At 39.5% G+C, this 14,290-nt stretch carries 12 protein-coding genes; 8 read left to right on the top strand and 4 right to left on the bottom strand.

All coding sequences use genetic code 11. The annotated features are described in order from the left end of the window. Positions 1-147: 147 nt before the first annotated feature. From ACJ004_RS08260 to ACJ004_RS08250, 3 genes are all read left to right on the top strand, one after another. The gene (locus ACJ004_RS08260; RefSeq protein ID WP_410892426.1) at positions 148-951 is read left to right on the top strand and encodes a basic amino acid ABC transporter substrate-binding protein; all 804 of its coding nucleotides are present in this window, start codon (positions 148-150) and stop codon (positions 949-951) included. A gap of 165 nt (positions 952-1,116) precedes the next feature. Continuing rightward, complete coding sequence (locus tag ACJ004_RS08255; protein ID WP_410892424.1) at positions 1,117-1,773, top strand: amino acid ABC transporter permease; 657 nt, start codon at positions 1,117-1,119, stop codon at positions 1,771-1,773. Beyond that, positions 1,770-2,492 (top strand): amino acid ABC transporter ATP-binding protein, encoded by a 723-nt coding sequence (locus ACJ004_RS08250; RefSeq protein WP_410892422.1) that lies wholly within the window; start codon positions 1,770-1,772, stop codon positions 2,490-2,492. The genes ACJ004_RS08255 and ACJ004_RS08250 overlap by 4 nt, the downstream gene beginning before the upstream one ends. A 36-nt stretch (positions 2,493-2,528) precedes the next feature. Here ACJ004_RS08250 and ACJ004_RS08245 read toward each other — a convergent pair whose 3' ends face one another. Next, entirely contained in the window at positions 2,529-2,795 is a 267-nt protein-coding gene (locus ACJ004_RS08245) for a zinc ribbon domain-containing protein (protein ID WP_410892420.1), read from the bottom strand. A gap of 17 nt (positions 2,796-2,812) precedes the next feature. Further along, positions 2,813-3,319: a hypothetical protein gene (locus tag ACJ004_RS08240; protein ID WP_410892418.1), complete on the bottom strand. Its 507-nt coding sequence runs from the start codon at positions 3,317-3,319 to the stop codon at positions 2,813-2,815. A gap of 158 nt (positions 3,320-3,477) precedes the next feature. Here ACJ004_RS08240 and ACJ004_RS08235 point away from each other — a divergent pair, with 158 nt between their 5' ends. From ACJ004_RS08235 to ACJ004_RS08225, 3 genes are all read left to right on the top strand, one after another. Continuing rightward, positions 3,478-5,157 carry an acyl-CoA dehydrogenase family protein gene (locus tag ACJ004_RS08235; protein ID WP_410892416.1) on the top strand — a complete coding sequence of 560 codons (1,680 nt, stop codon included), beginning with the start codon at positions 3,478-3,480 and terminating at the stop codon, positions 5,155-5,157. A 402-nt stretch (positions 5,158-5,559) separates the two neighbouring features. Continuing rightward, complete coding sequence (locus ACJ004_RS08230) at positions 5,560-8,316, top strand: dynamin family protein (RefSeq protein ID WP_410892414.1); 2,757 nt, start codon at positions 5,560-5,562, stop codon at positions 8,314-8,316. Between the two features lie 133 nt (positions 8,317-8,449). Then, positions 8,450-9,676 (top strand): RtcB family protein, encoded by a 1,227-nt coding sequence (locus ACJ004_RS08225; RefSeq protein WP_410892413.1) that lies wholly within the window; start codon positions 8,450-8,452, stop codon positions 9,674-9,676. Between the two features lie 113 nt (positions 9,677-9,789). Here ACJ004_RS08225 and ACJ004_RS08220 read toward each other — a convergent pair whose 3' ends face one another. Together ACJ004_RS08220 and ACJ004_RS08215 are read right to left on the bottom strand one after the other, a co-directional pair. Further along, on the bottom strand, positions 9,790-10,611 hold the full coding sequence (locus tag ACJ004_RS08220; RefSeq protein WP_410892411.1) for a glycerophosphodiester phosphodiesterase family protein: 822 nt from the start codon (positions 10,609-10,611) through the stop codon (positions 9,790-9,792). Positions 10,612-10,739: 128 nt separating this feature from the next. Then, complete coding sequence (locus ACJ004_RS08215) at positions 10,740-11,696, bottom strand: D-2-hydroxyacid dehydrogenase (RefSeq protein ID WP_410892650.1); 957 nt, start codon at positions 11,694-11,696, stop codon at positions 10,740-10,742. A 230-nt stretch (positions 11,697-11,926) separates the two neighbouring features. Here ACJ004_RS08215 and ACJ004_RS08210 point away from each other — a divergent pair, with 230 nt between their 5' ends. Both ACJ004_RS08210 and ACJ004_RS08205 read left to right on the top strand, forming a co-directional pair. Beyond that, positions 11,927-13,138 carry an MFS transporter gene (locus tag ACJ004_RS08210; protein WP_410892409.1) on the top strand — a complete coding sequence of 404 codons (1,212 nt, stop codon included), beginning with the start codon at positions 11,927-11,929 and terminating at the stop codon, positions 13,136-13,138. 275 nt (positions 13,139-13,413) lie between these two features. After that, a complete protein-coding gene (locus ACJ004_RS08205) occupies positions 13,414-14,181 on the top strand; it encodes a 3-hydroxyacyl-CoA dehydrogenase (protein ID WP_410892407.1) in 768 nt (255 codons plus the stop codon). Positions 14,182-14,290: the final 109 nt, after the last annotated feature.

Here is a 14,290-nt window from a genome sequence, read left to right as displayed (position 1 = left end):
AACACTTCAGCTAATTACAGTACTAATATAGTAAAATATTTAAAATATTGAATATAGAATCAAAACAGGTTATAATCATTTATATTCATAATATTATCAAAATTTTAAAAAAATACTTTTTAGAGAAAACAATGGAGGTCTGTAGGGATGAAGAAATTTAAATTAGTTTCAACTATTTTGATGGTAGCCTTACTTTTAGTTCTATCCGCTTGTGGAACGAGTAAAACAGAGGGATCCGGAGAAAAGAAGACATTGAAGGTGGTAACAGATGCAGCCTATGCACCATTTGAATACCAAGATAAAGGGGAAGTAGTCGGATTTGATGTTGACTTTATTAATGCAGTAGCCAAGGAAGCAGGGTATAAAATTAACGTCAAGCATGTAGGCTGGGATCCATTATTTGTAGAAATTAAAGGTAAAACAGCTGATGCTGGAATCTCAGCAATCACGATTAACGATAAACGAAAACAAACTTATGACTTTTCAGTCCCTTACTTTTTATCTACCAATAAAATTATGGTTCCTAAAGGGAGCAGTATAAAAAGTGCCGCGGATTTAAAGGACAAAAGGGTCGCCGTGCAAAATGGAACAACTGGTCAGGAAGCCGTTGAGAAACTTCTAGGTACAGAATCTAATAATCTTAAAAAATTTAAAGATAATAATCTTGCAATCATGGAGCTAAAAGGCGGCGGTGCGGATGCAGTTGTTGCTGACAATACGGTAATTGAGGAATATGTGAAAAATAATCCTAATGAGAATTTTGTTATCATTGAAGATGCAGCTGCGTTCGAAAAGGAATATTATGGGCTCTTATTTCCAAAGGGCAGCAAGCTAAAGGCAGACTTTGATAAAGCGATTAAAGGAATTATGGAGAATGGGGAATACGCGAAAATCTACAAAAAATGGTTTAAGGTAGATCCTGAGTTAACAGATATTAAAGCACAACAATAATAGCTGAGATAAAATTGCGTAACGCTTCTTAAAAAGCAGTTGCGCAATTTTTGTTAAGGCTCTTTTCGTAAACTTTGTTGCTTTTGGAGCTTTATAAGGGTCAAAAATAGATTTGTTAAAAAATAGTGTACATCTTTTATGTAGGATTTTTTAGGGGGACTCATGATGGATATTCGTTGGGACATACTTGCTGAATATGCTCCATTTTTTGCAAAAGGAACGCTGCTAACCATCGGCCTTTCGCTTGTAAGCATCATAATTGGGTGTTTACTAGGTTTGTTTATTGGATTGGGTAAATTGACGAAAAATAAATGGATTGCCTTCCCGTTCAACTGCTATATTACTTTTTTCCGCGGGACGCCATTATTAGTACAAATATTATTAGTTCATTTTGGGCTTGTCCCGCTTTTTGTAGGTGAAACAAATGGGATTATTGCCGCCATTACTGCCCTTTCATTAAATTCGGCGGCATATGTTGCCGAGATTTTTAGAGCTGGAATTCAATCGATTGATAAAGGACAGATGGAAGCAGCACGTTCACTAGGGATGAATCATGTACAGGCTATGCGATTTGTTATTCTCCCTCAAGCTCTTAAAAGAATGATTCCTCCTTTAGGTAATGAGTTTATCGTCTTAATTAAAGATTCATCCTTAGCTGCAATCATTGCTGTAAAGGAACTCATGTATTGGGGACAAGCGATGCAGGGACAATACTATCGCGCATGGGAGCCGTATATTACCGCCGCCCTTATTTATCTTGTTTTAACTTTTTCTTTAAGTTTACTTTTATCCCGACTTGAAAGAAGGTTGGCCACAGAATGATTAACGTTAAAAATTTAAAAAAGTCATTTGGAAAAAATGAAGTCCTTAAAGATATAAACGTAACGGTTAAGCCTAAAGAGGTAGTTGTTGTCATTGGCCCATCTGGTTCAGGTAAATCTACCTTACTCCGCTGCATAAATTTGTTAGAGACGATTACAGATGGACATGTTTTGATAGAGGGAATTGATATTACCGATAAAAAAACGGATATCAATAAAATCAGGACGGATGTGGGCATGGTTTTTCAGCAATTTAACTTATTTCCACATAAAACAGTGATTCAAAATATAATGCTCGCTCCAAGGAAAGTAAAAAATGTGCCAATCGAGAAGGCCAGAGCAAAAGCAATCGACCTTTTACGAAAAGTTGGCTTAGAGGATAAGGCTGACGCCTATCCAGACTCTTTATCCGGCGGGCAAAAGCAGCGGGTTGCGATTGCAAGGGCGCTTGCAATGGAGCCGAAAATCATGCTTTTTGATGAGCCGACTTCAGCACTTGATCCTGAAATGGTTGGTGAGGTACTGGAGGTAATGAAGGACCTAGCAAAAGAAGGTATGACGATGGTAGTCGTGACCCATGAAATGGGCTTTGCCAAAGAGGTTGGTGACCGAGTAATTTTCATGGACGGCGGTTTGGTTGTGGAAGAAAATATTCCAAGTGAATTATTTGATAATCCCCAAGAAGAGCGGACCAAGGCGTTTTTAAGTAAAGTTTTATAACTAAAAGGGAGGCCTGAAGCCTCCCTTTCCTCTGATTTATTTTCCTTGATTCCATCTTTCCAACTTCGGAATGTTCCTTGTAAACATCCCGGCGATAAACTTCGGCATACCGAATTCCACGATCTTTTCTTTCACTCTGTCTTTCATTTCTTCCACTGTAATATTGGGTAAAGTGAATTCTCCATTCTCATAGCAGTGGCTGCAATACTTGGTGCTCTTTGTTCCGTCCTTTTCTGTTCCGCCCCCAAGCTCATCTTTTGCTAACGGCATTCCACAGCTTTGACAGTTTTTATAAATAGACAACCTCATCTCTCCAATCCTTATTCAAAATTAAAGACTTCAACAATCCGGTCTGCTTTTACCCGGTTTTGACATAGTTTAAATAATTGTTCCAAAAATATATCTATTTCAAGTGCCGAGGAGGGCAGTTTGATTTGAATGGTTGTCGAACCAAACATTTGCTTAAAATAAGCTTTTCTTTGATCATTTTTTCCGTCTCGTTTGAAAGGCTTGTATGTCCAGACAATATGTAGAGATCCGTCTATTTCTTGAATTTGACGTATCTCTGCACAGGTAGTGGAACGATTATGTGCGTAGAGGACTAAATAATAATTGTCATTTCTATGCCAGTCAATGAATACAAAGTAATAGCCAGTTTCGTTATCTGGCCTCGTAACTTCATATGCTGCGATCGTGGGTTTCCCATTTGTCCATTGATGAAACTTCACTAAACTTCCATCTGATATTTTAAGTTTTTTTATCTCAAAGGTCGCTGTATTTGAGTTTTCGATTAAGTTAGCTAAAAATATAGCTTGATCCTTTTCCAACTTAGATTTCTCCTTAAGGTTTTTGAACCAATTATACTTTGAATGCTGATAAAAAGGAAAGAATGTCCAAAATTAAACTTATCTTTATTTTTAATAAGAAAGGAAAGTGGTATACTTAATTTATTGATTATTCTGAAAAAAAGAGGAGGTTTTCCAATTTGAACTTTTATAAGGAAGATTTGCCGTTTCAATCGCTGCTTAAGGAGTTACTCGATCCTGCCTTTTTCGAGTTTGCTGACAATGAGTTGACAGCCTTTGGTGAGAAATGCGCTACTGTCATTGACTCTCGGGCCAGGTTTACGGACAGGGAAGGACAGCCGCGCTTAAACAAGTATGATGCGTATGGTGAAGACGTTTCTGAGGTATGGGTGAACGAAGGTTACCTGCGAACGGTTGAAGAAACATATAATACCGGAATTGTCGGCTATGTTCATAAAGAAATTCCCTCACTCGGGGAAAAGGGGAATTACATTTATTCCTATGCCCAAGGGTATCTGCTTTCACAAACGGAACCAGGATTTTACTGTCCTGTTACATTGTCAATGGCTACTGCCTATTTACTTAACCAGTATGCCTCTGACAAAGTGAAGGAACGGTTCTTGCCACATGTCCTCTCAACTGGTGAAGTTCCTCTCTATGAAGGGGCAACATTCTTAACAGAGCGCCAAGGGGGATCGGATGTCGGTGCAAATGAAACGAAAGCAGTGGAATCAGGAGATCATTTTAAACTATTTGGAGAAAAATACTTTGCTTCAAATGCCGGTATGTGTGGGGTGGCCATGGTTTTAGCGCGGAAAGAAGGTGCACCGGCCGGAACGAAAGGGCTGACTTTATTTGCCGTACCATGGCGGAAACAGGATGGCTCGCTAAATGGAATCCGGATTCGCCGCTTAAAGGATAAACTCGGTGTCAGGGCCGTTCCTTCCGCTGAGGTTGAATTTGATGGTGCAGATGCTTTTGTGGTTGGAGATCCAGCGAAGGGTTTCTACTATATGATGGAAGCTCTTAATCTATCAAGAGTTTGTAATGCCGTTGCCTCCTTAGGAATTATGAGAAGGGCTTATCGTGAAGCAAAGGACTATGCCTTTAGAAGAGATGCATTTGGAAGTAAGCTCGCTAACTATCCAATGATCAAGGATACACTATCAAGGCTCGCCGTTAAGTTGGAAATTGAAACCCGCACCGTATTTACGTATCTTCCATTGTTTGAAAGGGTCATGAACAATCAAGCGAGCCAAAAGGAGACCATTCTGAATCGTCTCTACATTGCTCTTTTGAAAAAAGAAACAGCAGAACAAGCGATTCACTTTTCACACGAAGCGATTGAAATGCACGGTGGGAATGGGTATATCGAAGACTTTGTTACCCCAAGATTGTTACGGGATGCTCAAGTACTGACTGTCTGGGAAGGAACAGCCAATATTCTAGGGTTGGAGGTCCTGCGGTTAATTGAGAAGTTTAAAGCGGATGAACTGTTTTTAGATGAGATGAGTCAACGCCTACGGGGGGTAGCCCATTTGCCGTCTGAATGGACGTATTTAGTAGAAAATAAGTTGATTCAATTACAGAATCTATCAAAATCATTACTGACGGCATCAACTGATCAAAAGACCTTTCACTCGAAAAAGGCTGCCGAACTTATGGTGAAAATTTTTGAAAGTATCGTGGCGCTTGAGCAGGCAGCAGGTGGCGACCCGCGCACAATCAAGGTCATGGAGATATTTTTAGAGGAAACATGGAAATCTTCTTACTTGTTTAATGAAGAAATGAGAACAGTTCATTACTTTTCCGAGATTGTTTTGAATTCAAAGAGTGAAGAGACGGTGTCTGTTAGATAAGAATGAAGGCCCATAAGCTTGCCATTTCCAGGCAGGCTTATTTTTTAGTAATTTAAGGATTCGTTTTGGTAAATTAATCAACGATTTCCAATTGTTATCCAGCAAATGTCGTAAGTCTCGAAAAATATGTAGTAAGAGTCCAAAAATATGTAATAAGTTTCGTAAAAAATGTAATAAGAGTCCGAAAATATGTAATAAGTGCCGTATAAAATGTAATAAGTGTTTGTAGTTATGTTCTTTTGTCTCCAAATTGAAATACAACTGACATCCTTTTAAAAAATTCCTCTGGTAGAATCGTAATAATTGGGACTAATATTCAGATATTCCGTCGAATAGTATATAGAATAATTATGGCTCTTTTCCATATGAATGACAGAGAGTGTTGTAATTGGAGGGAAAGAAATGACAATAGAGACGCAATTAAAACAGAAGACCTATTACCAAATGTTCATTAATGAACATGAAAATATTCATCCGATCCAGGTGCTTGGCGACCTGTTTCAGGAAGAAGCGTGTAAGGATTTGCCTGATTTATCATCTATTCGCTTTGCACAGGGGGAAGTGTATTTTCATCATAAAGATTATGAAGCTGCCATTTTTAAATGGGAAAATATAATCAATGAGCTTGAACCATGGGCAAAGAAAAACACAGCGGATGCTTATTATCAGTTAGGTTTGTTATCGACGGCGGAAGACCTTTATTGTGCGATTGAAAGTGATCATCTCACTTTAAATACCGAAGTGGCCTTACAGTTATTTTCATTGTACATAGAGCGCGGAAAGCTTGACATGGCCTTATCAGTGATAAAAAAAACCATTGATTTAAATCCAGATTATCCGAACGTTACGGAGATCGCTCGTACTTTTTTTGAAGAGCAGCAAGATTGGAACAATGCAATTGAACTGGCCGTAAACGAAGCGATACGAACAGGTTCATTAGAGTGGTTTGATATGATTATTTCGTATGTGGATACCGGTGTGACTAGAAGTCATTTGCCGAGCTATTTCTCCCAGGCTGTTCATTTTTTATTTAGCTTAGATCATCAAAAATTCGAGAATCTTATTTCCGCTCTTTGGAATAGCTATAACAATGAAGAGTTCTATTTTACTTGGATAAGGGAAATGAATCATGTGTTATTAAACCTCGATATCAATCGGGATGCGAACTTGTCTGAGCTTTCAAGCCTACATAAGGAAGCATTTTTTAGCTTTATTGATGGAAGGTACTTCATTAAAAATCTGCAGGAATTTATTCCAGACCTCTTAACGAATTGGTTACGTCTTGCTGACAATAAGAATGTCGTCTTGGCAGCTGCCGCCGTTCTCTCATGGAATGAGCTTTTTCCAGCGAGTTTAAGTATGTCGATTGTTAGTGAGGCTGAGAAATTAATTAGTATAACTGAATCAGACATGGACGAACTTGAGGAGTGCCTGACACTCTTTCATTCGATCATTAATTGGGCCCAAGCAAATGAGATGGGAGAGAATAATCGGGTACAATGGATTGTTCAGCAATTAGTGAATTTCGACACACACCATTTGCTTATTACCGGGTTAAGCGGTAGTGGAAAATCAACGTTTGTTAATATGATTCTTGGTGAAGATCTGCAGGATAGCTCAACCTCTTCACTGGTCATGTTTAAAGACTCTAAGGAAGAAGAAATCACGGAAATTACTGATCGAGAGATTACTAGTTTATCGGGCTTTTCTGATTTCCAAGAACGAATGGATCGCCGCCGCAACGCATTGGAATCTATTATTGAATTTAAGCGTCCAAATGCCTTTTTGCAGGAAAATAGGATCGCACTCATTGATACCCCGGGATTAAAAGGAAGCTATAATGATTCTTATGAAGTATTGAAGAATCTGCAATTGGCTGATACTGTCCTCTTTGTGCTCGATGCGAATGCACCGTTTACAGATAAAGAAAGATCTGTTCTTGCAAAAATTCAAGAGTTAGCACCGGACATCCCAGTGCATTTTCTGCTTAGTAAGATGGACACGAAAGTCAGTGAGCAGGAAGCGATAACTGTCTATGATGAAACAAGAGCGAGGATTCAGTCGTATTTACCAGATGCATCCGTGTTCGCCTTTTCTTCACAATATGAGAACCGCCAGCAGTTAAAAGACTTAAAAGAGTTTATTCATTCCATTAAAAATACAAGAAATATCGAAGATAAACGTTTGGCGAAGCTATTGTTCTATATTCGCACAACAATTGCCAGCCTGATGCAAAAACGAGTGGATGTTGAAAATCAACTGGTAGAATCAGTTCGTTGGAATGAAGAAATGCTCCAGAAGTTAACAGGTGCAGTAAATCAACTGAAGGATACTGAGATTCAAAAAAACAAAGCAGTTGTGCAGTCTTACCGTGCCATCAAAGATACGATTGAAAAAGATATTGCGGCGTCTGTTCCAAAAATGCTTCAAGAGTGTTCTTCCTTCATTAAAGAAGACAGTAATTTTAGCAAGATTCATTTAGAACTTAATGATGTGATGAACAAAAAGCTAGAAGAGTATTTAGAGCTGACGATACTGCCTAAATATTACCGCTTGTTGCAAGAATGGATTGATGGGTGCAAAGAGGAGCTTGATCAAAGTCAGGAATTTCTGAATGAAATGGGGGAAAGCTTTAATCGGATGTATGGAGAAGAACGCCTTATGCTTGATTGTGATTTTAAGGTAATTGATGATTGGCACCGCGATACCGACCGGATGACGAGTCGTTTCCAGTTGGAAACTGTTAATATCTTGCTCCGCAGAACCCCGTCTCAATTTTTATTAAAAAGTGCTGGGAAATTGTTCGGAGCCATATCACAAAATAAAGCACTGCTTTTTAATAAGTACAAAGCATTTGTGGAAAATGAGGATTATGCTGAAACCATCTCTGCCGTGAATCAACAGTTTTTCCAGCAATTTGAACTGTTTGAAAGATCACTGGAGCGTGATGTAACCCTGTTTTTCAAGAGTCCCTTGCAGCTGTTAAATCGTTCAGCGGAAGAAGCGCAATCAGGAATACGGGTGAACCAAGAAATGCTTACGAATATGAATACCAATCCAGAGATGTTCCGCGATCCATTAACACTGTTTGAGGTAAGATTACGGCAGTTTGAATGGATGACCGTGGCTGGAAAGGGAATGCAAACCATTTATTCATAACCTTTGAAAAGGAGGATGTCCACGGACATCCTCCTTTTATTCATTTAGAAAAAAATTGTCGCAGAAAATGCATTGCCCAAATGTCTATAAAATGGTAGCCTGTTGGTAATCTGCCTTGAAGGAGGGAAAACGAGTGATAAAAGTTACGGGTACACAAACGGAGGCAAAGGTATTTTCAAACTATCCGCAGGAAACAGCCATTGAGCAAATACAAGAACTTTGTAATCAAGGATTTTTAAAGGATACAAAGATTAGTATTATGCCAGACTATCATGCAGGTAAAGGTTGTGTGATTGGAACGACCATCCAGCTAAGGGATAAGGTTGTCCCCAATCTAGTGGGAGTAGACGTCGGCTGCGGCGTGTTAACTGTCAAGCTTCAGGATAAAAAGGTTGATTTTAATAAATTAGATCAGGTGATCCGTACGTATGTCCCGAGTGGGCAGGAAGTACATGGTGATGAGACAGTTGGATTTATTAACACGAGTTTTCCCTCCATTCAAGAATTTCAGGCGGAGCACATATTGAGTGAAAATAGAAGTCGTTATAGCCTTGGTACACTTGGTGGAGGCAATCATTTTATTGAGGTCTCTGTTGATACCAATGGTTATCACTATTTAACCATTCATACTGGGAGCCGCTATGTGGGAGCAAAGATTGCCACTTACTATCAAAGAGTAGCAATCTCAAAACTTCGAAAGCAGGATTTATCCGTGGTTATTGACCAATTGAAGGCGGAAGGGCGTCAAAAAGAAATTCAAGAAACGATCCAAAGCTATAAAGAAAAGAATCCCGTTATTCCAAATGATTTAGCGTATTTGGAAGGAGAGGATTTTGATCATTATATACATGACATGAAATTAGCCCAGGCATTTGCAAAAGCAAACCGTGAAGAAATAGCAAGAGCAATCACGGAAAACATGGGATTTGAGGAGCAGGAACGTTTCGATACCGTTCACAATTATATTGACACCGAAAACCTGATTTTACGAAAAGGGGCTGTTTCCGCTCAAAAAGGGGAGCGTCTTATTATTCCAATTAACATGAGAGACGGGTCAATTTTAGCAGTCGGTAAAGGAAATGAGGAGTGGAATTATTCTGCCCCGCATGGAGCAGGCCGGGTTTTGAGCCGGACGAAAGCGATGAAAACTCTAAATATGGACGATTTTCATAAAACAATGGAAGGCGTGTGGACCACGTCCGTTTCGGAAGAAACCTTGGATGAAGCGCCAATGGCCTATAAGTCCATGAATGAAATATTAGAAAAAGTCGAAGAAACCGTTGAGATTGCCGGGTTCATTAAACCAGTTTATAATTTTAAAGCTAGTGAAAAGTACACACCTGGAAAATTTAAAAAATGATAAAAAACAATGGGTGCCTCGTGTTAAAGGCACCCTAGTTTATGTTTAAGAGGCAGATGCTGCAATAATGATTCCCACAATCGTACCCCGCACTAACAACGAGTACTTTCTAGCTATTTCTCTTCAAGGACCTTTAGGAGCAGATCCGGACGATTGGTAAGAATAGCATCTGCACCTGCATCGAGAAGTTTCTTCATTGTCTTTGGGTCATCGATGGTCCAATAATGGACCTGCATCCCACGACGATGGGCTCCGTCTATCAATTTCTTGTCCGTTAAATCAAAACCGCTATCTTCGGTTGGAATCTGAAACGCATCAACATGAGGGGTATACAGGTTACGTAAAAAGAACTTATGAAAAATAACAAAACTTGTTACTTCCTGCTTGCCCGCTGAAGTTGCCACACGTCCCTTGGCGTACTTTTCAAATGTATTAAGGATGTCTTGATCAAAAGAAGCAACCAAGATTTTATCCTCCATATGATATTTTTCGATTAGTGCCCAGAGCTTAGCGGCCATTTCATCGATTCGTTCGGGAGGATTATCATCCTTAATTTCCATCTCAATTCGGGTGTTCCCTAACGATTGAAACATTTCTTCCGCTGTAGGGATATTAATGCCTTTACCGCGGAAACTGTAATTTCCTTGCAAGTCTTTAAACTGGTATCCAGCATCGAACTTTTGGATTTCTTCTAAGGTCATGTCAGCTACCTTTCCATGTCCGTTCGTTGTCCGGTCTATCGTCGGGTCATGGATGGCCACTAATTGTCCATCTTTAGTGATATGAAGGTCTGTTTCAAGCACATCCACACCCATGTTTACTGCGTTCGTAAATGCCGCCATCGTATTCGAAGGGGCAAGAAGTTCTCCACCCTGATGGGCAATCACTAATGGACGGTTGTTCTTGAAAAAGTCCTTTTCATCAATTTTTTTCACAGGCACAAAATTAATTGCCACGAGGAAAATTACAAGCACAGTGATCAGATACTTAAAAACTTGTAAACTTCGCTTTTTCCTAGTGAGGCTTTTTTCTATTATAACGGGCTCCATAAAATACTCCTTTGCTAATAACCTTTTGAAAAATCGACCAGATTAATCGGTGGAACCTTACTAGAAAGATAAGCTCTTAAGTTAGGGATCAAGATATTTTCAATCACCCGCTCATTATAATGTTCTGTTGATCCGGATGTATGTGGGGTGACAATTACATTCTCCATCTCCCATAACGGGCTTTCCGTACTTAACGGTTCGGTTTCAAACACATCGAGTCCAGCTCCCGCAATCGTTCCTTCTGACAGAGCTTGGATTAGGTTAGTTTCCGCAACAATCTCACCCCGTCCGATATTAATAAAGAAGGCAGTTGACTTCATTTGCTTGAATTGTTCGGAACCAAACAAATGGGTAGTTTCCTTTGTAAGCGGTAATGTAACAACCACGTAATCACACTTAGGAAGCAGTTGGTTTAATTGGTCTGGTGTATACATTTCTTCCACATAGTCCGTAGGCTTTCCAGAGTGCCTGACACCAAGGACGTTCATCCCAAATGCTTTCGCGATTTTTGCCGTTTCTTTCCCAATCGTTCCCACACCAATGATTCCGATTGTTTTTCCATGTATTTCTTGTCCCATATGGGCATGATGCCAAGTTTTTTTCTGTTGATTTTTGACGTAGGTATGTATTTTCCGTGTTAAACCCAGCATCAATGCAAAAATAGTTTCAGAGATTGGATAGGCGTGAACGCCATTGGCACTAGTCAGGTAGATATTTCTAAAATTCAGTTCTTCTAGCGGCAAGTAATCAACACCGGCACTCCAGGATTGCAGCCACTTCAGCTTGGAATTTGGATCGAGACAATATTCCTTTAGCCCCTTATTCCAGCCTGCGATGATTTCTGCATCCTTTACATGCTCTTGCCAAATATGTTTATCCTTGCCAACAATTAATTCCCAATCAGGAATAATATCTTTGATTTCTGTAATATAATGCTGATCGATATTGCGGGTGATAACCATTTTTTTCATCAATGAGGATACCTCCATTTAAACAATGTTTACTCTAGTTTATGATAACGGAAATCAAAAAAAATGATAAGAATTTTATTTCCGCCTGTTACAGACGTTTTATTCTAGAGAGTCATATTCAAATATTCTTTTTCCAACTTCTGTGCTATTATTTAGTGATGCGAAGTAAATTTATGTAAGTGAAACTTTTTGTTATAAGTTCATTATTGTAAGTGAAGGGAGGGGTCGATATGAAAGAGCGTTTGTGGTCAAAGTCGTTTATCATGCTCATGGTGGGAAATCTATTTGTATTTATGTCATTTCAAATGCTTATTCCCACTCTGCCGCCATATATAAAATCAATTGGAGCTTCTGGGCTGGAGATTGGTTTAGTGACAGGATTATTTTCGATCGGAGCCGTTATTAGCCGGCCGTTTATCGGCTTTTTGCTGGAATATAAGCCAAGAAAATCGCTTGTCTTATTAGGAGCGATTTTGCTCTTCTTAATTACGCTTCTTTATCCTATTTCACAGGTTGTGGTGATTTTTCTATTATTTCGTTTCGTCCATGGTCTAGCTTGGGGTTGGTCGACAACAGTAAATGGCACCGCTGCAGTTGATGTTATTCCCAATTCGCGGCTGGGGGAAGGGATGGGGTACTTCGGCCTATCCATGACCATTGCATTCATTATTGCTCCTAGTCTAGGAATCTTTGTTTACAATCTTACTTCTTTTGCTAATCTTATTTATTTATCGGCGATATTAGGGGCTATTTCAATAATCTTACTTATAGTGGTCCGCTATCAAACTCCTCAAGGAGTGATAAATACTCGGAAAGAGGAATTGAAATTTTCCTATGTAGGTTCATTGGTTGAAAAATCAAGTTGGTTTCCAGCCTTTATCACAATAATCATAAATTTAGGTTACGGCTCGGTAGTAACTTTTATTGTTATTTTTGGTGAAGAGCGTGGCATTGAACAAATCTTTTTATTTTATATTTTTAATGCCTTAATGGCCACAATGGGGAGACCATTTGCAGGAAGATGGTTTGATCAGAAAGGCCCGATAGGACTTGTTTTGTTCTGTACATTCTCTACATTTATCGGGATGTGGGCACTTTCCTTTGCCCAATCCAACCTGCTTATCGCCATTTCAGGTGCCTTGTTTGGTATGGGATTTGGTTGCTTAATACCAACGCTGCAATCTTGGGCATTGCTCATGACACCATCCCACCGGCGAGGTGTGGCGAACGGAATGATATTTTCGTCCATTGATTTAGGCATGGGGCTGAGCGGGATTATTTTTGGGGTGATCGCTCAGTTTGTTAGTACCGCATCGATCTTTCGAATCGCGAGTCTTTTTCTCCTTGCTGCCATCGCCTTAGTTTTAATCATGGAAAGAAAGAAACGAGCCGCTTTACAAGAAGGCACTATATCAAAGAAAAAGGTCAGGACCTCATATTAACTGAGACCTGACCTTTTTTATCTTTTAAACATTCTCTCTTCTACAATATATATAATTATGAAAAATATGCAATTAGACCTATGAAGATAGTTTTAAATGGATTTAGCTCGAAAAGTAACCTGTACAGTATTTGGTCACTTTTCGAGCTTGTGTGTCCAAACTACAAACATAAAAGAATTTGATATTCTAACTAAGTAGTAATTTATTTGCTGAAACCTCCTTGGCACAATACTTGCAAAATAATAAAATATCATTCTTAATGAGGGGGCTAAAATATGCAAATGAATACATGCCGGGCAGTTGTTACTGGAGGAGCATCAGGATTAGGAGAGGCAACGGTTCGAAAGATTGTTGGAAGTGGTGGGAAGGCGGTCATTTTTGACCAATCAGAAGAAAATGGTGTGAAACTCCAAAATGAATTAGGGGACGCCGTTTTGTTTATAAAGGCTGATGTCACAAAAGATGAGGACATTCAAGAGGCTGTTAATCAAGCAGCGGAATATATGGGCAGTGTAAATGCCGTTGTGAACTGTGCCGGAATTGGTATTGCGGAGAAGGTGATTGGTAAAAAGGGCGTACATAATCTTTCACTTTTTTCAAAAGTCATTCATGTGAATTTAATTGGCTCGTTCAATGTAATTCGGATTGCTGCGGAGAAGATGACCAGCAATGATGTGAACGAGCAAGGAGAAAGAGGGGTAATTATTAATACCGCTTCAGTTGCGGCCTTTGACGGACAAATCGGCCAAGCAGCCTATAGTGCCTCAAAAGGCGGAATTGTCGGAATGACCCTGCCGATCGCAAGAGAGCTTGCCCGTTATGGTATTCGCGTAATGACCATTGCACCTGGGCTATTCCACACACCGATGTTTGATACGCTCCCACAAGAGGCGAGAGATTCACTTGGAAAAATGGTTCCTTTCCCATCAAGGCTGGGATACCCGAGTGAATATGCCCAGCTCGTCCAAAGCATCGTCGAAAATCCAATGTTAAATGGTGAAACGATCCGGCTGGATGGCGCAATAAGAATGCAGCCGAAATAGACTTTGGAAACACTACTAGTGCTTGGAAATGAGGGGGATTTTATTAGAATCCCCCTCAATCAATTATCTTTCGAAGAATAGAAGTTCCCATCTATAATAGATATTGTTA

Source organism: Neobacillus sp. 204 (assembly GCF_046562815.1).
GTDB lineage: Bacteria > Bacillota > Bacilli > Bacillales > Cytobacillaceae > Neobacillus.
Note: the sequence above shows the minus strand (reverse complement) of the source record. Positions and strands in the feature narration are given on the sequence as shown.